At 65.6% G+C, this 23779-nt stretch carries 27 protein-coding genes; 11 read left to right on the forward strand and 16 right to left on the reverse strand.

Features of this window, described 5'->3' with window-relative positions:
- The first annotated feature begins 68 nt into the window (after nucleotides 1-68).
- A complete protein-coding gene (trxB, locus tag EV560_RS00865; RefSeq protein ID WP_131853074.1) occupies nucleotides 69-1034 on the forward strand; it encodes a thioredoxin-disulfide reductase in 966 nt (321 codons plus the stop codon).
- A 142-nt stretch (nucleotides 1035-1176) separates the two neighbouring features.
- Complete coding sequence (locus EV560_RS00870; protein WP_131853076.1) at nucleotides 1177-2067, forward strand: LysR family transcriptional regulator; 891 nt, start codon at nucleotides 1177-1179, stop codon at nucleotides 2065-2067.
- Between the two features lie 548 nt (nucleotides 2068-2615).
- Here the strand turns inward: EV560_RS00870 and EV560_RS00875 are convergent.
- From EV560_RS00875 to EV560_RS00925, 11 genes are all read right to left on the reverse strand, one after another.
- On the reverse strand, nucleotides 2616-3182 hold the full coding sequence (locus EV560_RS00875; RefSeq protein WP_131853078.1) for a methylated-DNA--[protein]-cysteine S-methyltransferase: 567 nt from the start codon (nucleotides 3180-3182) through the stop codon (nucleotides 2616-2618).
- 169 nt (nucleotides 3183-3351) lie between these two features.
- A complete protein-coding gene (msrP, locus tag EV560_RS00880) occupies nucleotides 3352-4305 on the reverse strand; it encodes a protein-methionine-sulfoxide reductase catalytic subunit MsrP (protein WP_131853080.1) in 954 nt (317 codons plus the stop codon).
- 233 nt (nucleotides 4306-4538) lie between these two features.
- Nucleotides 4539-5648, reverse strand: coding sequence for a 3-isopropylmalate dehydrogenase (gene leuB, locus EV560_RS00885; RefSeq protein ID WP_131853082.1), 1110 nt, complete (start codon nucleotides 5646-5648; stop codon nucleotides 4539-4541).
- 231 nt (nucleotides 5649-5879) lie between these two features.
- Nucleotides 5880-7448: a GMC family oxidoreductase gene (locus EV560_RS00890; RefSeq protein WP_131853084.1), complete on the reverse strand. Its 1569-nt coding sequence runs from the start codon at nucleotides 7446-7448 to the stop codon at nucleotides 5880-5882.
- A 27-nt stretch (nucleotides 7449-7475) separates the two neighbouring features.
- Nucleotides 7476-8018, reverse strand: coding sequence for a Twin-arginine translocation pathway signal (locus EV560_RS00895; RefSeq protein ID WP_131853086.1), 543 nt, complete (start codon nucleotides 8016-8018; stop codon nucleotides 7476-7478).
- 262 nt (nucleotides 8019-8280) lie between these two features.
- The gene (locus EV560_RS00900) at nucleotides 8281-8676 is read right to left on the reverse strand and encodes a VOC family protein (RefSeq protein WP_131853088.1); all 396 of its coding nucleotides are present in this window, start codon (nucleotides 8674-8676) and stop codon (nucleotides 8281-8283) included.
- Nucleotides 8677-8686: 10 nt separating this feature from the next.
- On the reverse strand, nucleotides 8687-9121 hold the full coding sequence (locus EV560_RS00905; RefSeq protein WP_207907931.1) for a c-type cytochrome: 435 nt from the start codon (nucleotides 9119-9121) through the stop codon (nucleotides 8687-8689).
- A 124-nt stretch (nucleotides 9122-9245) separates the two neighbouring features.
- Complete coding sequence (locus EV560_RS00910) at nucleotides 9246-9575, reverse strand: ribbon-helix-helix domain-containing protein (protein ID WP_131853092.1); 330 nt, start codon at nucleotides 9573-9575, stop codon at nucleotides 9246-9248.
- A gap of 340 nt (nucleotides 9576-9915) precedes the next feature.
- Nucleotides 9916-11505, reverse strand: coding sequence for an ABC transporter substrate-binding protein (locus EV560_RS00915; RefSeq protein ID WP_131853094.1), 1590 nt, complete (start codon nucleotides 11503-11505; stop codon nucleotides 9916-9918).
- Between the two features lie 106 nt (nucleotides 11506-11611).
- Nucleotides 11612-11998 (reverse strand): RidA family protein, encoded by a 387-nt coding sequence (locus EV560_RS00920; RefSeq protein ID WP_131853096.1) that lies wholly within the window; start codon nucleotides 11996-11998, stop codon nucleotides 11612-11614.
- 83 nt (nucleotides 11999-12081) lie between these two features.
- Nucleotides 12082-13254 (reverse strand): lytic murein transglycosylase, encoded by a 1173-nt coding sequence (locus tag EV560_RS00925; RefSeq protein WP_131853098.1) that lies wholly within the window; start codon nucleotides 13252-13254, stop codon nucleotides 12082-12084.
- Nucleotides 13255-13462: 208 nt separating this feature from the next.
- Here EV560_RS00925 and EV560_RS00930 point away from each other — a divergent pair, with 208 nt between their 5' ends.
- From EV560_RS00930 to EV560_RS00940, 3 genes are read left to right on the forward strand one after another with little or no spacing between them, the layout of a single operon-like run.
- Nucleotides 13463-13819, forward strand: a complete 357-nt coding sequence (locus tag EV560_RS00930) for a DMT family protein (protein ID WP_131853100.1) — start codon at nucleotides 13463-13465, stop codon at nucleotides 13817-13819.
- Between the two features lie 5 nt (nucleotides 13820-13824).
- Entirely contained in the window at nucleotides 13825-14586 is a 762-nt protein-coding gene (locus EV560_RS00935) for a class I SAM-dependent methyltransferase (RefSeq protein ID WP_131853102.1), read from the forward strand.
- Between the two features lie 31 nt (nucleotides 14587-14617).
- Nucleotides 14618-14920 (forward strand): hypothetical protein, encoded by a 303-nt coding sequence (locus EV560_RS00940; protein WP_131853104.1) that lies wholly within the window; start codon nucleotides 14618-14620, stop codon nucleotides 14918-14920.
- Between the two features lie 176 nt (nucleotides 14921-15096).
- Here the strand turns inward: EV560_RS00940 and EV560_RS00945 are convergent, their stop codons facing one another.
- The 3 genes from EV560_RS00945 to EV560_RS00955 form a co-directional block, all read right to left on the reverse strand.
- Nucleotides 15097-16230 carry a PQQ-dependent sugar dehydrogenase gene (locus EV560_RS00945; RefSeq protein WP_131853106.1) on the reverse strand — a complete coding sequence of 378 codons (1134 nt, stop codon included), beginning with the start codon at nucleotides 16228-16230 and terminating at the stop codon, nucleotides 15097-15099.
- Nucleotides 16231-16281: 51 nt separating this feature from the next.
- On the reverse strand, nucleotides 16282-17586 hold the full coding sequence (locus EV560_RS00950; RefSeq protein ID WP_131853108.1) for an NAD(P)H-dependent oxidoreductase: 1305 nt from the start codon (nucleotides 17584-17586) through the stop codon (nucleotides 16282-16284).
- Nucleotides 17587-17795: 209 nt separating this feature from the next.
- Nucleotides 17796-18770, reverse strand: coding sequence for a Bug family tripartite tricarboxylate transporter substrate binding protein (locus EV560_RS00955; RefSeq protein WP_131853110.1), 975 nt, complete (start codon nucleotides 18768-18770; stop codon nucleotides 17796-17798).
- Nucleotides 18771-18911: 141 nt separating this feature from the next.
- Here EV560_RS00955 and EV560_RS00960 point away from each other — a divergent pair, with 141 nt between their 5' ends.
- Nucleotides 18912-19724 carry a crotonase/enoyl-CoA hydratase family protein gene (locus tag EV560_RS00960; protein ID WP_131853112.1) on the forward strand — a complete coding sequence of 271 codons (813 nt, stop codon included), beginning with the start codon at nucleotides 18912-18914 and terminating at the stop codon, nucleotides 19722-19724.
- A gap of 16 nt (nucleotides 19725-19740) precedes the next feature.
- On the opposite strand, the gene EV560_RS00965 is transcribed toward EV560_RS00960, so the two are convergent.
- Nucleotides 19741-20232, reverse strand: a complete 492-nt coding sequence (locus EV560_RS00965; RefSeq protein WP_131853114.1) for a YaiI/YqxD family protein — start codon at nucleotides 20230-20232, stop codon at nucleotides 19741-19743.
- Nucleotides 20233-20361: 129 nt separating this feature from the next.
- On the opposite strand from EV560_RS00965, the gene EV560_RS00970 reads away from it, so the two are divergent.
- From EV560_RS00970 to EV560_RS00980, 3 genes are read left to right on the forward strand one after another with little or no spacing between them, the layout of a single operon-like run.
- Nucleotides 20362-20547, forward strand: coding sequence for a hypothetical protein (locus tag EV560_RS00970; RefSeq protein WP_131853116.1), 186 nt, complete (start codon nucleotides 20362-20364; stop codon nucleotides 20545-20547).
- 23 nt (nucleotides 20548-20570) lie between these two features.
- Nucleotides 20571-20792: a hypothetical protein gene (locus EV560_RS00975; RefSeq protein WP_131853118.1), complete on the forward strand. Its 222-nt coding sequence runs from the start codon at nucleotides 20571-20573 to the stop codon at nucleotides 20790-20792.
- Nucleotides 20793-20813: 21 nt separating this feature from the next.
- Complete coding sequence (locus EV560_RS00980; protein WP_131853120.1) at nucleotides 20814-21077, forward strand: hypothetical protein; 264 nt, start codon at nucleotides 20814-20816, stop codon at nucleotides 21075-21077.
- Here EV560_RS00980 and EV560_RS00985 read toward each other — a convergent pair.
- Nucleotides 21074-21991, reverse strand: a complete 918-nt coding sequence (locus EV560_RS00985) for a hypothetical protein (RefSeq protein ID WP_131853122.1) — start codon at nucleotides 21989-21991, stop codon at nucleotides 21074-21076. The genes EV560_RS00980 and EV560_RS00985 overlap by 4 nt on opposite strands.
- A gap of 158 nt (nucleotides 21992-22149) precedes the next feature.
- On the opposite strand from EV560_RS00985, the gene EV560_RS00990 reads away from it, so the two are divergent.
- Nucleotides 22150-23352, forward strand: coding sequence for a pyridoxal phosphate-dependent aminotransferase (locus EV560_RS00990; protein ID WP_131853124.1), 1203 nt, complete (start codon nucleotides 22150-22152; stop codon nucleotides 23350-23352).
- Nucleotides 23353-23373: 21 nt separating this feature from the next.
- Entirely contained in the window at nucleotides 23374-23775 is a 402-nt protein-coding gene (locus EV560_RS00995) for a rhodanese-like domain-containing protein (protein ID WP_131853126.1), read from the forward strand.
- Nucleotides 23776-23779 lie beyond the last annotated feature (4 nt).

Below are 23779 nucleotides of genomic sequence, written 5' to 3' on the forward strand. Positions count from 1 at the left end.
GCGCGAGCGAGACCGTATCTGACGGAACGAAGACGCGGCAGCGCGCCGCGCGTTTTAGGAAGTTGACCATGGCCCATACCCATGCCCGCGTCATGATCATCGGCTCAGGCCCGGCCGGCTACACCGCCGCGATCTATGCCGCGCGCGCGCTGATGGAGCCGTTGCTGATCTCGGGCTTCCAATCCGGCGGCCAGCTGATGATCACCACGGATGTCGAGAACTATCCCGGCTTCGCCGACGTGATCCAGGGCCCCTGGCTGATGGAGCAAATGCGCGCCCAGGCCGAGCACATGGGCACCAGGATGGTCTCCGACCATATCGCCAAGGTCGATCTCTCGCAGCGCCCCTTTCGTCTCTGGGGCGATGGCGGCGAGACCTATTCCTGTGACGCGCTGATCATCGCCACCGGCGCCCAGGCCAAGTGGCTCGGCCTGCCTTCCGAGCAGGCCTTCCAGGGTTTCGGCGTCTCGGCCTGCGCCACCTGCGACGGATTCTTCTTCCGCAACAAGGAGGTCGTGGTCGTCGGCGGCGGCAACACCGCGGTCGAGGAGGCGCTCTATCTTGCCAACCTCGCCTCCAAGGTCACATTGGTCCATCGCCGCGATACGCTGCGCGCGGAGAAGGTGATGCAGGACCGGCTGTTCAAGCACCCCAAGGTCGAGGTGATCTGGGACAGCGAGATCGCCGAGATCTGCGGCGGCACGCAGCCGCCCTCCGTCACGCATCTGCGCCTGCGCAACCTCAAGACCGGCGCCGAGAGCGAAGTGAAGACCGACGGCGTCTTCATCGCCATCGGCCACAAGCCGGCGACCGAGCTCTTCACCGGCCAGCTCGCCATGCGCGAATCGGGCTATCTGGAGGTCACTCCGGGCACGACTCAGACCAATGTTCCCGGTGTCTTCGCAGCCGGTGACGTCACCGACGAGCACTATCGCCAGGCGGTGACCGCGGCCGGTCTTGGCTGCATGGCCGCGCTCGATGCCGAAAGGTGGCTCGCGGCCAATGTTTCGGAGCAGCGCCAGGCCGCCGAATAGGCCGCTGAAGGGATTCATCACGCTTGTTGATGAATTTTTTCACGATATTCGGTGTGAAAAATAGGCAGACCCGCAACGCAACCATTGACGGAAAAGAATTTTACCCCCCATCATGCAATAAACGCATAACGGGGGAACCGCGGTGGATTGGGACCGCATCAGGATTTTTTATACCGTCGCAGAGTCAGGCAGTTTCACCAAGGCAGGTGATGTTCTGGGCTTGAGCCAGTCCGCTGTCAGCCGCCAGATCGGCGCGCTGGAGCGGGAATTGCGGGCGCCGCTGTTCCATCGCCACACTCGCGGGCTGATCCTCACCGAACAGGGCGAGCTGCTCTGGCGCGCCGCGCGCGAGATGACGCAGCGCCTGGAGCGGACCCGCTCGCAGCTGTCGGAAACGCGCGAGCATCCGTCGGGCGAGCTCAAGGTAACCGCGACGCGCGGCCTGGGCGGCCATTGGCTGACGCCGCGGCTGGCCGAGTTCCTCGATCTCTATCCCGACATCAAGGTCGATCTCATCCTCACCGACGAGGAGCTCGACCTGTCGATGCGCGAGGCCGATATCGCCATTCGCCTGCGCCAGCCGCAGCAGCCGGACCTGATCCAGCGCAAGCTCTTCACGGTGCATTTCCACGTCTATGGCTCGCCCGCCTATATCAAGCGCTTCGGCGAGCCCAAGACCTATGACGATCTCGACAATCACCGCCTGCTGACCTTCGGCGGCACCTCGCCATCCTACCTGACGGCGGTGCACTGGCTCGGCACGCTCGGCCGCGAGCAGCGCAACCCGCGCCCGATCCATCTCACGGTCAACAACATCACGGCGATGAAGCGCGCGGTCGATTCGGGCGCCGGCATCGCGGTGCTGCCCGATTACCTGATCGAGACCGGCTCGCCGCTCGTGCAGCTGATGCGCGAGACCGAGATGCCGCAGCTCGAGAGCTACCTCGTCTATCCCGAGGAGATGAAGTCGGTGGCCCGCGTGCAGGTCTTCCGCGACTTCCTGATCCAGAAGGCGCAGCGCTGGACCTACTGAGTCCAGCGGCGCCTCGCCGAGACGAAATCCATCACGGCCTGATGACAACCGCCTCCCGATTTTGAACACCTGCGTTCGAAATCGGGAGACGGTCTTTATTTTTTAGTCGGCCACCTTTCCAAGCCACCCGCCCGCGCTGCGCCGAACGCATATTTCTCAATCATTTAAGCAGATATTTCAGGCAGTTGACGTTAGGTCATGCAAACAGCGCATGACGGACCCAAGAAATGCTGCATTGCAAAAAGGCAGCTGCTGCCCGATATAGCAATCACGGTTGTTCGGAACGGGCTCCGCAATCTCCTCCCGGCGTTGAGTTCGTTCCAGCCGTTCCCCTCTGAGATGTTTGGCGTTCGCGCCGGATGTTTCAAACTTCAAGGCCGGCTCCTTCGGGACGCCGGCCTTTTTTCTTGCCTGCTCAAACACGCTTCAGCGCTAACACCGGGCTTTGGCAGGCCATGTCTCGAGCCATGCCCCCGCGGCAGGATCGCAAGCCGTCCCTGCTCGCGACTGGGCGAACATTATCGCGGGCTATCGTGTCAGGATGCGCTTCAGCGCGGCCTTGCCGCGAGCGGCAGGTCGTCGAACAGGCCAGGCGCTGCGCTGGTGCGCGCCTTCTCGATCGTGAGCATGCGCAGCTTGGTCTCGACGCCGGCGCCGCCCGAGAAGCCGCCGGTCTTGCCATTGGCCGCCAGCACGCGATGGCAGGGCACGATGATCGGAATCGGGTTCTGGCCCAGCGCCACTCCGACCGCACGCGCCGCGCCAGGCTCGCCGATCCGCGCCGCGACCTCGCCATAGGTCAGCGTCTCGCCATGCGGGATCGCGAGCGCAACATCATAGACCTTGCGGTTGAACTCAGGCGTGCCGGACATGTCGATCGGCAGGGTGGAGAGATCGCGCCGCTCGCCTGAGAGTAGCGCCCTGATCGCGACGATCGCCTGCTCGACGAAGGGCGGCGGCAGCGCTTCGACCGCATCGGCACAGCGTTGCGCCAGGCGCTTGCGCGCCCTTGCCTCGTCCTGCTCCGGCAATTGCGCGCCGATGATGCGCTCGCCGTCCCAGACGAGTGCGCACTCGCCGATCGCGGTGTCGAACAGGCAATATCCCGGGCTCATCGCATCTTCTCTAAACCGGCGAGGCCGGAGACCGTTTGCGAGTTCGCTGAGGCGGGGCGGCCGGCGTTGCTGCCAAGATCCGGAGCGGTACGGAAATCTCCTCCGCGAGCACCGGAAGCACAGACAGCCACATCAGGGGGCCGCCCCAGTCGAATTCTCAAGTGGTCTCTCACATGTAGAGCTTCTCGCCCTCCAGCCCCTTATAGAGCCCCGCGACCTGCTCGGCATAGCCGTTGAACAGCAGGGTCGGGCGGCGATCGCGCGAGCCGAGCAGTTGCTCGCTCGCCTGGCTCCAGCGCGGATGCGCCACCTCCGGGTTCACATTGGCCCAGAAGCCGTATTCGCTCGCCTGCAGCCCTTCCCAGAAGGTCTTGGGACGCTCGGCGACGAAGCTGATCTTGCTGATCGATTTCACCGATTTGAAGCCGTATTTCCACGGCGTGATCAGCCTGAGCGGAGCGCCATGCTGGTTCGGGATCGGCTTGCCGTAGATGCCGGTCACCATCAGCGCCAGGTCGTTGGTCGCCTCGGCCATGGTCAGGCCCTCGGTATAGGGCCAGGGATACCAGCGCTGCGACTGACCCGGCGCGACGCGCGGGTTCATGAAGGTCTCGAACTTGACGTATTTCGCCCCGCTCTGCGGCTTGGCCAGCTCGACCAGCGATTTCAGCGTGAAGCCGGTCCAGGGCACGGCCATCGACCAGGCCTCGACGCAGCGGAAGCGATAGAGCCTCTCTTCCAGCGTCACCTTGCGGATCAGGTCGTCAAAGCCGATCTCGAAGGGCTTCTCGACCATGCCGTCGATCGAGATCGTCCAGGGCCGCGGCTGCAGGCGCTTGGCCGCGCCGACCACATCCTTCGACGTGCCGAACTCGTAGAAATTATTGTAGTTGGCCGCCAGCTCCGCCTCGGTCACCGGCCGGTCGAGCGTATAGGCCGGGTTCTGCTTGGCCGGGTAGAGATCGAGCGTCGGATCGCCCTCTGCAGCGGCGATCTGCGGCAGCGCTGCGCCGGCGACCAGGCCTGTCGCAGCCCCGAGGAAGGAGCGGCGGTTGAAGAAGACGGATTCAGGCGTGGCCTGGCTCTCGGGCATTTCCCAGCCCAGGCGGCGTTTGATCAGCATTTGACGGACATGCTCCGTTTCGGTGAAGGCAGTTTAGTGCATCAGCCGCTGGCACGCCAATTCACGAGGGGGAGAGGCGGTCACCTTCTCCCCTCGGGGGAGAAGGTGGCAGCGCGAAGCGCTGACGGATGAGGGAAGGACCTGGGCCATAAACGAGAAAAGAGCCGCTGACGCGACCCTTTCCTCAACAGCCGCCTCGGCGACACCGTCTCTCCAGGAGGGTAGAGGCAACCTCAGCCGCGCGCTTCCAGCGCCTTGATGATCGCGTCGCCCATCTCGGTGGTCGAGACGGCGTTGGCGCCGGGCGCGGCAATGTCCTTGGTGCGGGTGCCGGATCCCAGCACGTCGGCAATCGCGCCTTCCAGGCGGTCGGCCGCTTCGCCGGCGCCGAAGGAATAGCGCAGCGCCATCGCGAAGGAGCCGATCATCGCGATCGGGTTGGCGAGGCCCTTGCCGGCGATGTCCGGAGCCGAGCCATGGACGGGCTCGTACAGCGCCTTGCGCTTGCCTGTGGCGGGGTCTTCCGCACCGAGCGAAGCCGAGGGCAGCATGCCGAGCGAGCCGGTCAGCATCGCCGCGACGTCTGACAGAATGTCGCCGAACAGGTTGTCGCAGACGATGACATCGTACTGCTTCGGCCAGCGCACCAGCTGCATCGCGCAATTATCGGCGAGCACATGCTCGAGCTCGACATCCTTGTAGTCCTTGGCATGCAGCGCCGTGACCGTCTGCTTCCAGAGCACGCCGGTCTTCATGACGTTGTGCTTCTCGGCCGAAGAGACCTTGTTGCGGCGCGTGCGCGCCAGCTCGAAGGCGACGCGGGCGATGCGCTCGATTTCCGGCGTGGTGTAGAGCTGCGTGTCGATGCCGCGCTTGGAGCCGTCCTCCAGCGTGACGATTTCCTTCGGCTCGCCGAAATAGACGCCGCCGGTGAGCTCGCGCACGATCAGGATGTCGAGCCCCTCGACCATCTCGGGCTTCAGCGACGAAGCCGAGGCCAGGGCCGGATAGCAGATTGCCGGACGCAGGTTGGCGAACAGGCCGAGATCCTTGCGCAGCCTGAGCAGGCCGGCCTCCGGGCGGTGCTGATAGGGCACATCCGCCCATTTCGGCCCGCCGACCGCGCCGAACAGCACGGCATCGGCCTCCTGGGCCAGCTTCATGTCGCCTTCCGAGATCGCCTGCTTGTGGGCGTCATAGGCGGCGCCGCCGACAAGGCCGCGCTCGAGCGAGAAGGAGGCAAGGCCCTGCTTCTCGAACCAGCCGACGATCTTCTCGACCTGGCCGGTCACCTCGGGGCCGATGCCGTCACCCGGCAGGAGCAGGAGCTTATGGGTCGCCATGGGTCGCCTCGCACGCGTTTTGTGATTGTGATCGGCCAGACAGGCCGTGCGGGGTGATTACGAGGCGGCGCGCCCGAGCGCAAGCAAAGCCGGCTTCGCCTGCGGAAGAAGGAGCTTGCCCGCAAGGCATCCCCGGTGCCCGGACATGACGATGCCCGGCCGGGAGGGAGACCGGGCACCGCCATCCGCGCCGGCAGGGGAAAAGGCCGGCGGCTTGGACCTGTTCGCGACCTATACTGTCCTTTGCGCCATCTGCTTCGCAATATGGTCGGCCTGGCGCAGCGCCAGCGCGACGATGGTCAGTGTCGGATTCTCGGCCCCGCCGGTGGTGAACTGGCTGCCATCGGAGACGAACAGGTTCTTGATGTCGTGGCTCTGGCCGAACTTGTTCACGACACCGTCACGCGGCTTCTCGGACATCCGGTTGGTGCCGAGATTATGCGTCGAGGGATAGGGCGTGGTCGGGAAGGTCCGCGTCGCGCCGACCGCCCCATAGATCGCCGCGCCCTGCGCATAGGCGTGGTTGCGCATGGCTATGTCGTTGGGATGGTCGTCGAAATGGACATTGGCGACCGGCATGCCGCCCTTGTCCTTCTTGTCTGAGAGGGTGATGCGGTTGCTCTCCTGCGGCATGTCCTCGCCGACGATCCACATCCCGGCCATGTTTTCATAGGAGTCGAGCGCGGTGGTGAACTCCCGCCCCCAGGAGCCGGGATCGAGGAAGGCTGCCATGAACGGCAGGCCGATCGACAGGGTCTCCAGCTCGTAGCCACCGACGAAGCCACGCTTGGGATCGTGATGCGCCTCGTCCTGGACGATGCCGGCCATGGTCGTGCCGCGCCACATCCTCACCGGCTTGTCGAAGACGCCGTAGACCGAGCCGGTCATGTGTCGCATGTAGTTCCTGCCGACCTGGCCGGAGGAGTTGGCGAGCCCGTCCTTGAACATGTTCGAGGACGAGTTCAGCAGGAGCCGCGGGCTTTCGATCGAGTTGCCGGCGACGGCGACGATCCGCGCCTTCTGGCGCTGCTGCACGCCCTTGCCGTCGCGATAGACCACGCCGGTGACCTTGCCCGAAGCATCATGCTCGATCCTCTGGACGAAGGATTCCGGCCGGACCTCGAGATTGCCGGTCGCCTCCCCCTTCGGGATCTCGGCATAGAGCGTCGACCATTTCGCACCGGATTTGCAGCCCTGGAAGCAGAAGCCGATCTGCTGGCAGGCGCCGCGACCGTCCCGGGGCTCGGAATTGATCGCCATCCGCCCGGTATGGACCTGATTGTAGCCGATCGCCCTGGCACCCTTCTCCAGCACCTTGAAATTGTTGTTGCCGGGCAGGCCGGGAATGCCGTTGGTGCGGGTCACGCCCATGCGATCCTCGGCCTTGGCGTACCAGGGCTCCATCTCGGCCAGATCGATCGGCCAGTCCTGCAGGTTCGCGCCCTTGAGCGCGCCATAGGTGCTGCGCGCCTTGAATTCGTGCGGCTGGAAGCGCAGCGAGGCGCCGGCCCAGTGCACGGTCGAGCCGCCCACCGCCTTGACGATCCAGGCCGGCAGGTTGGCGAAATCGCGCGCGACCCGCCAGGAGCCCGAGGTCGTACGCATGTCTGTCCAGGCGAGCTGGGCGAAGGACGCCCATTCGTCGTTGAGGAAATCCTCGATCTCGTGGCGCTTGCCCGCCTCGAGGCAGACCACCTTGATGCCCTTGAGCGCGAGCTCGGTGGCGAGCGTGCCGCCGCCCGCTCCGGAGCCCACGATCACGACGACGGAATCGTCGTTCTGATTGAATGTCGCAGCCATGGCTGTTCCCTCCGTCGTTCTTGTTTTTCAGAGCCAGGCGATGTCGCCGAAGCCGCGGGCGATGTAGCCGCCCTTCGAGGCGCTCTCGCCCTCGTAGCCGAATAGCGCCCAGACATCCTTTTGGTTGTAGAGCGAGACGACGAGGCCGGAGCGCACGCCCTGGAAGAACTTGCCCTTCTGGATGGGGCGCAGCAGGTTGACGCGCTGGCTCTCCCAGCCGACCAGCGCATAGGGCGCCTTGTGCTGCTTCATTGCAGCGGCATCGAGCTCGGCGACGCTGCGCTCGATATCGCCCTTCACGGCCGCGTCTTTTGCCGCCTTCTCGTCATAGGGTTTCATCGCGATCGCGTAGAAGCGATCGGCCAGCCGGTCATGCGGATAGATGTCCCGCGCCAGCTTGATCAGGGTCAGCATGGTCTGCGGCTTGAGCGTCTTCACCTCCAGCCCCCAGGCCTCGCCGGCATGGATCAGCGCGCCGCCTGAGATCGCGATCGCGGCGGCCCCCGTCCCGGCAATGAAACGGCGACGGTCCATCGCCGCCGTCGATGCGGCTTCATGCAATGTTGCCATGGTCTCCTCCCGTTCTTCCGGCGCGTTTCCCCGCTGCGCCGGCCAAGCCTGCGCTAGAGCGCGATGCCGAAATGTGGGATCCGGTTTTCGGACGACATCGTGCTCCAGCTCCTGGTTGAGAGACGGATTCAGATTTCAGGTCGCCCGACCTGAGATCATCCGGCTCTGGCGCATCGGCTCGAAAAGCGGATTGCGCTTTTCGAGAAAATCCGATGCAAAACAAAGAGCTAGATCATCAGACCGGGATATCCGGTCCGATGATCTAGCGGTAGCGGCCGTGCTTCTGGAGGACCTCGATCTTGTAGCCGTCGGGATCCTGGATGAAGAAGAACTTGGCGAGGAGCGCGCCCTCGCGATGGAACTCCTTGATTGGATTGGGAGAGAGCCCGGCCGCGCTCAGGCGCGCGTGTTCGGCTTCGAGATCCTCCACCGCGAAGGCGACGTGGCCATAGCCGTCGCCGGGCGCGTAAGGCTCCTTGCGGTCGTGATTGATCGTCAGCTCGATCTCGAAATCGGCCGCCGGATTGCGCAGATAGACCAGCGTGAAGCCCTCGAAGGCGAAGCGATCGGCGGTCTTCAGGCCGAACGCCGTCTCGTAGAAGGCGAGCGAGCGCCCCTCATCGAGCACGCGGATCATCATATGGATGGCTTTGGCCACGCGCGGGCTCCTATTTCGGCTCGGCAAGGGATTTGAGATAGGCGATGACCAGCCTGCGCCGCTCGGCATCGCGCTGCCGGTAGGCCATGATCGTGCCCGGCCGCACGGCAGCGGCATCCTCGATCCAGCGGTCGAGCATGGCTTCGTCCCAGACGAAGCCGGAGCTCTTCAGCGCTTCGGAGAACTTGAAGTCGTCGCGGGCCGCGGCCGGCTTGCCGATGATGTCGTAGAGATTGGGCCCCTGCCGGTTGGCCCCGCCCTTCTCGGCGGTGTGGCAGACGCCGCAGCTCGAGAGGAACTGCGCCTTCGCCTTGGTCGGGTCGAGTTCCTGCGCCGCAACGGGCAGCGCTCCGCCGAAAATGAGGACGGCGTTGATGGCGGTTGCAACTGCCAGACCGCTCGGCCTGGTGCTCGCACGGCGCCAGCGCGGCGTGCGCTCGTCCATATGGGAAGGCAATGCTCGCGACCTCGTCTGTTCAGGTCGATCGAGCTTAGGAGCGGCTTCTCCGGAGCGGGTAGTATAGGACTACTACAATTCAAAACAGATCGGGATCATTCCCCGAACCGCCCTATTCCGCTGCCGTGTGGAAGGCCTGCACGGCCTCGCGCCGCAGCCTGTCATTGTCGTCCTCCTGCCCGCGCACCTCGGCAAGGTAAGTCAGGCAGGCACAGCGCAGGAGCGAGGTGAAGTTCATCTCCTCCTCCTGGAATTCCAGCACCTCGTCATGCAGCTTGCTCAGGAAGCGCCCGAGCGTGACGCCCTGCAGCATCGCGATTTCTTCGAGGATGTCCCAGAAGGCCGCTTCGAGCCGTATCGAGGTCGCATGCCCGCCGAGCCGGATCGAGCGCGTCTGATAGGCGTAGCGATCCGCGGTCTGGGCCGAGAAGATCCGGCACATGGTCCACCTCCCTGACGGCTTGTTGTGTCGCCTTGTCGGAGAGGATGGCCCCGCTTCGGGGCGCTGTAAACCATCTCGCGAGCCACGGCCCCGCGCCTGGCGCATCGGCCCGAAAAGTGGGTTGCGGTTTTCGGAAAAGCCGATGCGAAAACAGGAAGCTGGATCATCGGACCGGATACGAAATCCGGTCCGATGATCGCGGAACCTGTTTGAGAATTTACTGGCGCGGGCCGGCTGGCGTGGCCGTCGAGAACCGGAGCGGAGCGGGCATCGAGCCGCGAGCACCGGAACCTCAAACAGCCGCGTCAGACGGCGACGCCAGTAGACATAGCAGGCAGCCTCAGGCCTTCTTCTCCATGTTCCAGAAGAACTGCACCGGCGAGAGCACCATGCCGGTCAGGCTCTTGCGATAGGCCATCGGCTGCTGCACCAGCCCGCCGGGCGCATAGGGCACGGTCTCGAAGGCGCGGGTCTCGATCGCCGCCGCGAGCTCCTTCTGCTTGGCCGCGTCGGGCGTGGCGATCCACTGGTCGCGCAGGCCTTCCAGCGTCGGGTCGTCCGGCCAGCCGAACCAGGCGGCCGAGCCATTGGCGCGCAGCAACGGATGCAGCGCCGGATTGAGCACGTCGGCGCCGGACCAGAGCGTGTGGAACAGCGACCAGCCGCCCTGATCGGGCAGGCCGCGATTGGAGCGCCGCCCGATGAAGCTCGCCCAGTCGGTCGCGACGAGATCGACGGTCATGCCAAGCTTCTTGAGCAGTTCCTGCGTCACCAGGCACTGGTTGTAGGCGATCGGCTGGTCGGCCGGTGCCAGCAGCAGCACCTTCTCGCCCTTGTAGCCGGCCTCCTGCAGCATCGCCTTGGCCTTCTCGACATTGTTGCCGAGCGCGGCCTGGCCGCCCGCCCCGGTCGACATCGGCGAGCCCGGCGTGAAGAAGGTCTTGCACTCCTGATAGTAGTCCTTGTTGCCGACGACCGCCTCCATGTAGTCGGCCTGGTTGATCGCCATCATCACCGCCCGGCGGATGCCGGGATTGTTGAAGGGCGGCTGCTGGTGGTTGAAGCGCATCAGCAGGATGAGCCCGAGCGGCACGTTCTCGATGGCGATGTCGGGATTGCCTTTGAGCATCGGCAGCAGGTCGACCGGCGGCTGCTCATACCAGTCGACCTCGCCCTGCATCAGCGCGCCTGACGCGGCCGCGACCTCGGTCAGCGCCAGCCATTCGATCCGGTCGATCTTGGCGACCTTGCCACCGGCGGCCCAGGACGGGGCCTCCTCACGCGGCTTGTAGGCGGCGAAGCGCTCGTAGATCGCGTTCTGGCCGGGGACCCATTGCTTGTCCATGAAGCGCCAGGGGCCGGAGCCGATCGCCTCGGTGATGTTCTTGGTCGGCTCGGTCATCGCCACGCGTTCGGGCATGATGAAGGGCACGTTCGACGAGAGCTTGCCGAGCGCGTCCGGCAGCATCGGGAAGGGCTTCTTCAGCCGCACAGCGAAGGTGCGCTGGTCGACCACATCATAGCCTTCGACGAAGGTAGCGAAGGTCTGGCCGAAGGCGTCGCGGGCCGACCAGCGCTTGATCGAGGCGATGCAGTCCTGCGCCCTCACCGGCTGACCATCATGGAAGCTCAGCCCGTCACGCAGGTGGAAGGTCCAGCGCAGACCATCCGGCGCAGTCTCCCAGTTCTGCACCATTTGCGGCTGGATGCGGAACTGGCTGTCGGTCGCGAACAGCGTATCATATATCAGATAGCCGTGATTGCGGATGACATAGCTCGTCGCCACGATCGGATCGAGCGAGGGCAGCGGTGTCGAGGGGATGAAGCGCAGCGTGCTGCTGCGCGCTTGAGCACGTACCGAAAATCCGCCGAAACTGCTTGCAGCAACTGCCGCAGTTCCGGCCAATAGTTCACGGCGATTGAGTTTCATCCCGCATCTCCCCTGCATTGGACAAGCCCGCGCCGTGCGCGGCTGCTATGGTTCTAGCAAGAGATATACCAGCATCGTTGCGATGGAGGCGCAATGCCGGGAGGGCTCAGACTTTCAGCCGTGCCGTGACCTCGATTTCGACCTTCATCTCCGGCCTGAGCAGCCCGGCGATGACATAGATGCCCGCAGCCGGCCTGATCTCGCCGAAGACCTCGCCACAGACCGTCAGCACGGGCTCGCAATAGGCTCGGTCGGTGACGAAATACTGCGCCCGCACCGCCTGCGCGAGGGACGAGCCGGCCTCGGCCAGCACATTGCCGATGGTGCGGAAGATGTTGCGTGCCTGCTCGGCCGGGTCCTCGGGCATGGTCATGGTGGCGTAGTCGTAGCCCGTGGTGCCGGAGACGAAGACGAGATCGCCGTCGATCACGGCGCGCGAATAGCCGAAGCTGCGCTCGAACGGCGAACCGGTGGAGATCAGGCGGCGGGTCATGTCGGGCCTTGCGCTGGTGGCGTCGGCGGCAATCAGGCCCGAGAACCGCGCGCCACGCAATTTCGCTTTGGTGATGCGACCGATCAGCGGCCTTTGAGCGCCCTGAGCACCTTCGCGCCCGGCCGGCCGGTCTGCTGCATGCCGATCTGGGCCTCGACCTGCTTGATCGCGTTGCGCGTCAACGAACCGACGGCACCGTCGGGCTCGCCGACATCATAGCCGCGCGCGATCAGGAGGCGCTGCAATTCGCGGCGCTGCTCGCGCGAGAGCGGCGGGTCATCGGTCGGCCAATCCGCCTGCACGCCGGGCCGGCCGCGGATGCGGTCGGAGAGCAGCGAGATCGCCAGCGCATAGGAATCGGCGCCGTTATAGCTGTAGGCGGCATCATAGTTCTTGAAGACGAGAAAGGCGGGGCCGTTGCGTCCGGCAGGCATCAGCAGCCCGGCATTGCCCGTGCCCGAGAGCGGCGAGCCGTCATATTTGACGATGCCGCGCGCCGCCCAGGACGAGACCGGGTGCTTCGGATTCCGCCCGGCCGGACCAGAATAGCCATTCGGCACGCGCACCTCGTAGCCCCAGGTCGCGCCGGTGACCCAGCCGGCCTTGTCCATGAAATTCGCGGTCGAATGCAGCGCATCGGCGACCGAGTCGACCAGGTCGCGCCGCCCGTCGCCGTCGCCATCGACGGCGAGCCGCAAATAGGTCGAGGGGATGAACTGGGTATGGCCGAAGGCGCCGGCCCAGGAACCGAAGAGCCGGTCGGCCTTAAGGTCGCCACGCTGGATGATCTGCAGGGTCGCGATCAACTCGCCCTTGAAGAAGGCGTTGCGGCGCGGTGCCAGGCAGGCGCCGGTCGAAAGCGCCTGCACCAGCGGCATCTTGCCCCGTGCCTTGCCGAAATCGCTCTCGACGCCCCAGACCGCGACGATCGTATGCCGGTCGACACCGAAGCGCTGCTCGGCCGCGGCCAGCACCGAGCCATATTGGCGCAGCATGTTGCGCCCTTCAGCGACCTTTTCGTCGTCGACCAGCGTGCCGAGATAGTCCCAGATCGGCGTCTTGAACTCCGGCTGGTTGTTCATCGCCTCGATCACCTTCATGTCGGGCGTGACGCCCGCCATAGCACGATCGAACGTGGCCCCGGAGACGCCCTTGGCCGCTGCCGCCGAGCGCAGCCCGGCGACACAGTCGTCGAAATCCGCATGAGCGGTCGTAGCTGCGAGAAGGAGCGGAAGTGCCAGTCTGAGCGCGCGCATGAACCCCACCGAATCTAAGGATTGCCGCGAATCTAGGGCGCAGGGGTTAAGAGAGGTTAACCATGTGGTTGCGTGCGACGTGGAAAGGGCGGCCAGGGCCAGCGCGGACGATCATCATTCTGTCGAAGAAGCCGCGCCAAGGCCGAGCCCGCCCTATCGGTGACAAGAATGCACAGTTACGGTTCAAGCTCATTCAATTGGCCGCATCATGCAAATCAGCTCCACCACCTATCTCCTGCCCATCGTCATGTTGTTCGCTTCGAACATCTTCATGACCTTCGCCTGGTACGGGCATCTCAGCTACAAGGGCACGGCGATCCTGCTCGCGATCTTCGCGAGCTGGATGATCGCATTGCCGGAATACATGCTGGCTGTCCCGGCCAACCGCATCGGCTCGGCCGTCTATTCGGCCGCCGAGCTGAAGACGATGCAGGAGATCATCACCTTGATCGTCTTCGCCGGTTTCTCGGTGCTCTGGCTTAAACAGCCGCTCGGCTGGAACCACGCTATCGGCTTCGCGCTGATCGCGGCCGGCGCCTTCTTCATCTTCCAGGCGAAGGCCTGAGATCGATGGCGCCGATCCCCTCCTCCGAGCATCCCGCCGTCGAGACCTATCTCGCCGAGGGCTATCACCGCGTCGTCGGCATGTCCTCCCGCTTCGCCGCGGCGGTCTGCACAAGGTTGCTGCGGCTGCAGACGGCGGAGGGCGTCACTGGACCGGTCGCCGAGATCGGCACGTTCGAGGGCCGCTTCTTCATCGCGCTCGCGCACGCGCTGGAGCCCGGCGAGGTCGCGCTCGCCATCGACGTATTCGAATGGCCCGACACGGGCGTGAAAGAACGCTTCGAGGCCAATTTGCTGACCCACGGCATCGCGCCGGAACGCCGTGTCACGATCAAAGCCGATGCCGGCACGATGGCTCCGGCCGAGCTGCTGGGCCATGCCGGCGGCCGAAAGTTGCGGCTCGTCCATATCGACGGCGACCATTCGCGCACCGCGCTGACCAAGGACCTCGAACTCGCCACCGCCTGCCTCTCGGATGGCGGGCTGATCGTCCTCGACGATATGCTCCACCCGGGCTACCCGACCTTGGCGGTTGCTGTGCAAAACTACCTCGAACGGCATCCTGAGATTGTGCCGCTGTGCATCATCGACCGCGAGACGATTGTCGCAGCAGCCAAGTTCGTGCTTTGCCATCGCTCCTGGTTCGAGCGCTACCAGACCCGGCTGCTCGATATTTTCAAGGAGCAAATCTGGCCGCTCGGCGCCGATTTCGAGCCGCACTGGTGCCCGGTGCTCTCGCTCGACACGCGGCTGGCGGACATCACCTAGCCACCGCTTCCCAGCCTAAGGAGACCAAGTCTTGATCAGAACGGCATTGCTTGCCGGCTGCCTTCTGGCGGCCGCGAGCCCGGCGCTCGCCGGCCCGACCTGCAGCCCGAGCGACGACAGCGTACGCATCCTCGCCTCGGCCTCGCCGAACAACCTGCACCGCGACTATCGCGGCGCCAACCAGATTGGCACCGGCTGGTCGCTGCAGGTCGAGCGCACCACGCATGACGCCTCGGGCACCGAATACTATATCGGCGACCTCTATTCACCGACCGGCGAACTCGCCAAGCGCAAGGTTTTCGCGCTCGAGCGCGAGTGGGATTGCGGGCCCTGAGCGCCTTCTCAGGTCATTGCGAACCTAAAGCCGGATCCGATCAGGTTGAATCAACCTGATCGGTGAATCCGCCTCTAACTATTGATAGAGAACGTGTGATCCGGTGGGCCCCAGTGCCCGACGGCCCCTGGGCTGCTTCGAAGGCTACGCCTCCTCGCACTGATGATGGGGATTGCCTACCGCGCCGGCTTCACCCGCAGGACCTTCCCCTTCTCGTCATCGCTCAGCAGGTAGAGGAAACCGTCCGGTCCCTGCCGGACATCGCGGATGCGCTCGCCGAGACCGGCCAGCAAGCGCTCCTCGCCGGTCACCGCCTCGCCCTTGGTCGAGAGCCGAACCAGCATCTGCCCGGCGAGCGCGCCGACGAAGAGCGAGTTCTTCCAGGCCGGCCAGACATCGCCCGTATAGAAGGCCGCGCCCGAAGGCGCGATCGACGGATCCCAGTAGAATAGCGGCTGCTCCATGCCGGGCTTCGAGGTTCCCTCTCCGATCTTCGCGCCGGAATAGTCGATGCCGTAGGTGATGACCGGCCAGCCATAGTTCCGCCCGGCCTTGGGCGTGTTGATCTCGTCGCCGCCACGCGCTGCATGTTCGGCGGTCCAGAGCTGGCCTGTCTCGGGATGGAGAGCAGCGCCCTGGACGTTCCGATGGCCGATCGACCAGATCTCCGGCGCCCAGCCTTCCTTCTTCGGATTGCCCGGAGCCGGCCCGCCATCAGGGCTAATGCGCAGCAGCTTGCCGATATGGTTGGCCGGATTCTGCGCCTGGTCGCGCTGGCTGTAGCGATCGCCGACCGTGACGAAGAGCGCGCCTGTGCGGTCGAAGACCAGCCGCGAGCCGAAATGCATGTTGCTGTTGATCGCCGGGCTCTGCCGGAAGATCACGTTGAGCCCCTCCAGCGCCGTGCCGTTGGCGCTGAGCCTGGCCTTGGCCACGCTGGTGCCGTTGCCGCCGGCGCGCGGCTCGGCGAAGGACAGGTAGAGCGTCCGGTTCTGCGCGAAATTCGGATCGAGCACGACATCGAGCAACCCGCCCTGCCCGCGCGCGACCACATTGGGCACGCCGGTGATCGGCCGCGAGATCTCGCCGGAGGCCGAGACCAGCCGCAGCCGCCCCGGCCGTTCGGTCACCAGCATGCGCCGGTCGGGCAGGAAGGCCAAGCCCCAGGGGTGCTCGAGCCCGCTCGCGACCGTCTCGACGACGAGGTCGCCCGCGCTCGAGGGAAAACGCTGCTGGGCGACAGCCGGCAGCATGAAGGCCGAAATTGCGAGCGCGAGGCTGACGCGAATGGCAAGGGCGGTGCGGTGCATCGAGGTCTCCCTGTCGTTCCGGTGAACGTCAGTGGACGAAAACGCGCCCGCTCACCACTCCGTTGCTTCCAGCTCACGCCGAAGTGAAACGATCGGCTGCGCCTCGTCGAGTTCGACATCCGCGCCGGTCACCACCTGCCCTTGCGCCACATCGCGCACGAGCGTCACGCCATGCGCCAGGCCGATCGGCAGGCCGCCCACCGCCTTGCTGGCCTGTGCCGGCATCAAGCGGCCATAGACCGTGTAGCCGCCCTCGCCGTCGAGCGTCTCGCCTGCCTTGAGGTCGCGCTTGGCGGTCGCGACCGCGTCGCCCCGCCAGTAGCGTGTCGCGCCGGTCGGCTCGCCGCGAAGCGCCGCATTCAGCACCGAGATCGAAAGTTCGAGCCCGATCAGGTGGAAGGGCTTGTACATCGAGGCATATTGCCCGGTTGAATCGGTCGGCAGCCCATATTGCCTGAAGCAGGCGGCGGCATAGTCGTTCGGTGCCTTGAGCACGACATAGACGCCCCAACGCAGGTCGCGGAAGACCGGCCTGCCATCGCGCTCCAGCGAGGACACGACCTCGACCATCCCATCCCGCTCGAGATGCCCGCCGACCGCCTTCGGCCTGAGCACATGGGCGAGATCGTCGACACCGCAGGGCGGGAAGCCGAGGCCGGCCTCCGGCACGTCGAGCCCGCAGGCATTGGCGATCGCCGCCATCTCGATCGCGGATTTGGTGCCGTCGAGGAAGGAGTTGAACATCTGCGGGTTCATCCCTGCCGCCCGCGCCGCCTCGGGCGTAAGCCCGTAATGGGTCCAGACATCGTCAGGCGTGACGCGATGATAGGCCGGCACATACTTGGTGCCCTTGCCCGCGGCCGCAACAGTGAAGCCCGTGGCGCGAGCCCAGTCGACCATCTCGGCGACGAGCGCGGGCTGATCGCCATAGGCCATCGAATAGACCACGCCGGCAGCGCGCGCCTTGGCGGCGAGCACGGGGCCGACGAGCACGTCGGCCTCGACATTGACCATGACGACATGCTTGCCGGCTGTGATCGCGGCGAGCGCGTGGTGCGCCCCCGCGGCCGGATGGCCGGTCGCCTCGATCACCACCTCGACACCGTCGAGCGAGGCGGCCTCGACGCCATCGGCGATGAAGCGCGTCGCGGCGATCCGCGCCTCGTCCCAGCCGACCTGGCGGCAGGCATGCTTCGCCCGCTCCGGGTCGAGATCGGCGATGACTGCCACCTCGAGCCCTTTGATATGCGGCACTTGCGACAGGAACATCGAGCCGAACTTGCCGGCTCCGATCAGGGCGACACGCACGGGCCGCCCGGCCTCAACCCGGGCAGCGAGATGAGGCATCAGGTTCATGGCGGGGACTCCAGGCTTCAACCAGTCAGTCGGGACACACCGTCATCCCGGCTGGAGCGAAGTGGAGCGCGGGGGATCCATCGCAGCGCGGAGTTCCCGATGATGGATCGACGCAGCTCCGGCGCTTGTCCAGTGTGACGGTGGAACGCCTTAGAAAACAAGAAGCTAGATCATCGGACCGGATACGACATCCGGTCCGATGATCGAGGTCACTCCGCCTTCACGCCGGCATCTGCGATGATCTGCTTCCAGGTTGCGATTTCCTGGAGGTGATAGGGCTTGAAGGCCGCCGGATCGCGCACCTTCAGCGTGAAGCCGAGATTGAGGATCGACTTGGTGATCTCCGGCTTGGCGAGCGAGGCGATGATCGCCTTCGAGAGCTGGTCGAGGATCGGCTGCGGCGTCGCGACCGGGGCGAAGAAGGCCGCCCAGGAATCCGCGTCGGCATTGGTGACGCCCTGCTCGCGCAGGGTCGGGATCTGCTTGGCGTAGGGGTTGCGCTCCGGGCTCGCGATCGCCAGCGCTCGCAGCGAGCCGGCATTGATCTGCTCGAGCACGCTCGGCAGCGTCGAGTTGGCGATGTCGATGCGCCCGCCGATGATCTCCTGCACCAGCGGCGCCGCGCCGCGGAAGGGCACATGCGTCATCTTGATGCCGGTGCGCTGCATGAACAGCTCCATGGCGAGATGCGAGCCGGAGCCGATGCCCGTCGAGCCGTAGTTCAGCTTCTCCGGATCGGCCTTGGCCAGCGCGATCAGCTCCGAGATGTTCTTCGCCGGCAAATCATTGCGCACCACAAAGGCATGCTCGAAGGCGCCGACGCCGGCGAGCGGCGCGAAATCCTTGACCGCGTCATAGCCCGGCTCCTTCAACAGGAACATGTTGTTGCCATGCGTCTGGTTGTTGCCGAACACGATCGTGTAGCCATCGGCGGCGCCATGGGCGACGGCGCGCGTGCCGACCGCACCCGAAGCGCCGGCGCGGTTCTCGACCAGCACGTTCTGGCCGATCGAGGTCGAAAGGTCCTGCGCCACGAAACGGGCGATCGCGTCGGTCGGGCCGCCGGCCGGATAGGGCACGACCAGGCTGATCGGCTTTGTCGGAAAGCTCTGCGCCCGCGCGATGGCCGGAGCGAAGACGGCGCCGGCGACGAGGCCGAGCGTGGAACGGCGGGTGATCGACATGAAATTCCTCCCAGCGGCCCGATTTGGGGAACGGACTTGGCGGGACCATTACGAGCAAAGGCGTCATGCGTCCAGCGCCGGCTATGGCCATCAATGTCGCGCTAGCCTTGAATTAGCGACAAAGCAGGGAGGTGTGCCGTCATGAGCATCCGCATCGAGCGTAGCGGCAAGATCGCGACCGTGATCCATAGCCGCCCCGAAGCGCGCAACGCCATGGATCCGGAGAGTGCGATTGCGCTGACCGAGGCGTTCCAGCAGCTCGACGCCGATCCCGAGACCCATGCGATCGTCTTCTGGGGCGAAGGCGGCGCCTTCTGCGCCGGCTGGGACCTGAAATACGCACAGGCCTTCACCGATCCCCAGCGCTTCCGCGAGGAGATCGTCGAGGGCCTCGGCTTTCCCGCGGACGGCGGCCCGCTCCCGCGCGGGCCGATGGGCCCCTCGCGGCTGGAGATGTCGAAACCGCTCATCGCCGCCGTCGAGGGGCCGGCCGTCGCCGGCGGCATGGAGCTCGCGCTTTGGTGCGATATCCGTGTCATGGCGGAGGACGCTTATTTCGGCGTCTACTGCCGGCGCTGGGGCATCCCTTTGATCGATGGCGGCACGGTGCGCCTGCCCCGCCTCGTCGGCCAGGGCCGCGCGCTCGAGATCATCATGACCGGCCGCAAGGTGCCGGCCGAGGAAGCCCTGCGCATTGGCCTGTGCGAGACGCTCGTACCGAAGGGCGAGGCGCGCGCTGCCGCCGAGGCGATGGCACAGGAGATCGCCCGTTTCCCGCAGGGCGCGATGCTCGCCGACCGCCGCAGCGCCATTGCCGGTCATCGGCTCCCGGTTCGCGATGCACTGGCGCGAGAATGGGCCGGCGGTGTCCAGACGATCGCGACCGAGGGCGCGGCGGGCGCCGGCCGCTTTGCCTCGGGCAAGGGCCGCGGCGGCGATTTCGGCGACATTTAGAGCATTTCCGAATGCTCTAGCCTGAAAAACCAGCCCGCTTCAGCCGCTGGATCGCCAGGTCCAGCGCCTGCAGGAAGGCCGAACGATCCTTCTGCGAAAACGGCTTCGGGCCGCCGGTCACCGCGCCGGCTGCCCGCAGGTCCTCCATCATGTCGCGCGTCGCCAGCGCCATGCCGATCGAGGCCTCGGTGAAGGGCTTGCCTGTCGGCCCGATGACGTCGGCACCGGCCTTGATGCAGCGATCGGCCAGCGGGATATCGGCGGTGATCACGATCGAGCCGCGCCCCACCCGCTCGGCGATCCAGTCATCGGCCGCATCGAACCCGTCGGAGACGATGATGCGCTCGATCCAGCTCTCGCGCGGCACGTTGAGAAAGCTGTTGGAGACGACGAAGACCTTGAGCCGGTGCCGCTCGGCCACCCGGTAGATCTCGGGCTTCACCGGGCAGGCATCGGCGTCGACATAGATCGCGATCGTCTTGCGCTCGTCCTTGGGCTCTTCGCTCATGCGCCGGCCATCGCAGGGATGCGGGCTGCGCGCAAGCAGCCTTTATGCCGGCCTTATGCGCCGCGCCATCTTCCGCATGGCGAGCTTACCGGGGCCAGACCTACATCTCCGGCATCGATGGAGGTCGATATGACGATTGATGTCACCCACGCCTATCCCAGCCACCAGCGCCGCGCCCGCGCCGTCTATCGCAGCGTTGCGAACAAGCGGCCGCAGGTCGGAATCCTGGCGGCGGAACTGGCCGTGCTGGCGCTGATGATGCTGATTGCGGCCGGCCTGGTCGCCCTGCGCACCTGGCTGATGATGCCGAACTGAGTGTCGCCATCATGGGCCAAGCCATGCCTCTCCAGTCGCAATCCGATAACACCAGCCACCTGTTCCTTGTCGGCCAGTCGAAGAGCGGCTTCTGGGTCGCGCGCGATCTCGAAGGCCAGTCGGAGGGCATCTTCCGCGACAAGAAGGATGCAGTCCGCTTCGCCCTGTTCGAGGGCGGCCACCCCAATGCTGTGATGCTCTCGCCCAACGCGGTCGAGCCCAGCTTTGGTCAGGGAGTACGCTGAATTCTCGCACGTGTAGACCATATGCAGACGGTTTCGGCCGGGCGCGAGCCCGGCCGATTGCGTGCTGGCGAGGAGCGCAGGCTGGACCGCGCGCTTTTTGCCGTTTTCGTCGAGGCTGCCGGGGCGCTGGTCGATCAGCTCGTCGCTGTTGGCATCGAGGACCCCGCCGATATCGCGCGCCGCCTCAACCGCCGCGGTTTCCCCTGCTGGGGCCGTGCGCGCTGGAGCGCCGGCCTCGTCACGATGGTCCAGCGCCGCCGCGCCTGGCTGGCTGAACGTGGCTAAGGCTTCGTCGAGCCGGAGCCGCGCATCGCTCGCTCCACATCTTCACGGATATTGTTCATCGAGAACGGCCGCGACGGCTTCGCCGCCTTGACCGCCTGCACATCCAGCCAGGCCGGGCGGCGCGGGCAGAGCGAGCTCATCTCATGCACCGACTCCGCCGGAAGCGGCGGACGCCGCACCCATTCGGAATCGGAGGAGCGGTGGCTCCAGGCAGCCTCGACATAGTCGATCTTTTCCTGGACCGCGCCGGTACTCATGTCGTCCGGATACTTCAGCGCCGGATCGGCGAGCAGGATCGTCACCTCGGCGATGGCGTAGAGCCCGCTCGGCAGATTGGTCCGTCCGCTGTCCCAGTTCCAGCTGCGCCGACTGCTGGTGAACAGGGCCGGCCCGGAAAAGCCGATCTCGCGCTCGTCGAGCGCATAGGTGAAGCGCTCCGCCCGGCGCGTTTTCGGCGCCCCGTCCGGCACCATGCGGAAGCCCGGCGAGCTGAGATCGACGCGCATCGGCTGCTCGGGCGCCTCGGTCGCCTGCGCAAGCAGCACCGCCTTGTTGGCGCGCATCAGCGCATGCATCGCCATGATCCGGCCGATCATGTCCGGGCCGGCGACCTGCTGGATCGCGTCGATCCGCTCCTTCAGCGAGCGGCGCAGGCAGGAGGCGGGATCGTCGACCTTGCCGCAGCCCTCCCCGCCGCGACCGCCGTCCTTCTGCACCCGCGTAATGAGAGCCCGGAATGCCGCCTGATCATAGGAGCCGAGTGCGCAGGTCTCGACCTGCTCAGGCCGGTTGCTGGCGGAGGTGACATGACGATACCAGAGTGCGCGACCGGCGCCATAGGCGAAGCACAGCGCGAGAAAGACGCTCGGGATCAGGCCCCAGCGGTGTTTCCAGACCCAGCTCTCCTCGGCCACGAACGGATCTCCCGCGCCAAGAGCGGCCCGACGACACCATAAATTCGCTTCGCTTCTGCGAATGATCAAGCACTCTGTCTTGCGATGCCGGCTTTCGAGTCCTAAACCACGCGCGCGCCTGCTTGGCGCATCCCATCCGCTCCCCTGGAGATCAAGTCATGGCCTTTCTTGCCGACGCCCTGAAGCGCGTGAAGCCGTCTGCGACCATCACCATCACGCAGAAGGCGCGCGACCTGAAAGCGCAGGGCAAGGATGTGATCTCGCTCTCCGTCGGCGAGCCCGATTTCGACACGCCGGACAATATCAAGGAGGCGGCGATAGCCGCCATCAAGCGCGGCGAGACCAAGTACACGCCCGTCGCCGGCATCCCGCAGCTGCGTGAGGCAATCACCCGCAAGCTCAAGCGCGAGAACGGGCTCGAGTACAAGGCGAGCCAGACCATCGTCGGCACCGGCGGCAAGCACGTCATCTACAACGCCCTGCTCGCCACGCTGAACCCGGGCGACGAAGTCATCTGCGTTGCGCCCTACTGGGTCAGCTATCCCGAGATCGTCGCGCTCTGCGGCGGCACCGCGACCTTCGCGCATACCTCGATCGAGAACGAGTTCAAGCTGCAGCCGGCCGAGCTCGAGCGCGCGATCACGCCGAAGACCAAGTGGGTCATCCTGAACTCGCCCTCCAACCCCTCGGGCGCGGCCTATACCCATGCCGAGCTCAAGGCGCTGACCGACGTGCTGATGCGCCACCCGCATGTCTGGGTGCTGACCGACGACATGTACGAGCATCTCGTCTATGGCGACTTCAAGTTCGTCACCCCGGCGCAGATCGAGCCCGGCCTCTACGAGCGCACGCTGACCATGAACGGCGTCTCGAAGTCCTATGCGATGACGGGCTGGCGCATCGGCTACGCCGCCGGCCCGCAGCACCTGATCAACGCCATGGACATGGTGCAGGGCCAGCAGACCTCCGGCACCTCGGCGATCTCGCAATGGGCCGCGGTCGAGGCGCTCGACGGCACGCAGGAGCACCTGCCGGTGTTCAGGAAGGCGTTCGAGCGCCGGCGCGACCTCGTGGTCTCCATGCTGAACCAGACCCGCGGCCTGAAGTGCCCGACGCCGGAAGGCGCCTTCTACGTCTATCCCGACTGCTCGGCACTGGTCGGCAAGACCATGCCGAACGGCAAGAAGATCGAGACCGACGAGGATCTGGTAATGGGCCTGCTGGAGACCGAGGCGGTAGCCGCCGTGCACGGCTCCTCCTTCGGCCTCGGCCCGAACTTCCGCATCTCCTACGCCACCTCGGACGAGAAGCTGGAAGAGGCTTGCCGCCGCATCCAGCGCTTCTGCGCCGAGCTGCGCTGACAATGCCGAGGACGGCGCGCCATGCGGCGTAGGACCGTCCTCGCCGGCATGATCGCACTTGCGACTGGCCCTGTTCGGGGCCAGTCGCCAATCTCCTCGCTGCCCCCGCGCGAAGCGCATGACGGCGCAAAAGCGGGCCGGATCGTCCTGATCGACATCCGCAGCTCCGATGAATGGGCAGATACCGGCGTGCCGCGAGGCGCAGTCAGGCTCGATGCCGATGGTTCCGGCTTCGAGGTCCGTCTCGCCGGCATCCGCCTCGACAACCCCGGCAAACGCATCGTCCTTATCGACCGCAGCGGCGGCCAGGCCAACGCCATCCAGCAGAAGCTCGCCGGCCGCGGCTGGCGCGATCTCGCCATTGTAAGAGGTGGGATGCTCGGCAGTGGCGGGTGGTTGGCGGAGAAGCTGCCGGTGGAATGAAGCC

The sequence above is a fragment of the Allobosea sp. BK604 genome, from assembly GCF_004341515.1.
Lineage (GTDB): Bacteria > Pseudomonadota > Alphaproteobacteria > Rhizobiales > Beijerinckiaceae > Allobosea.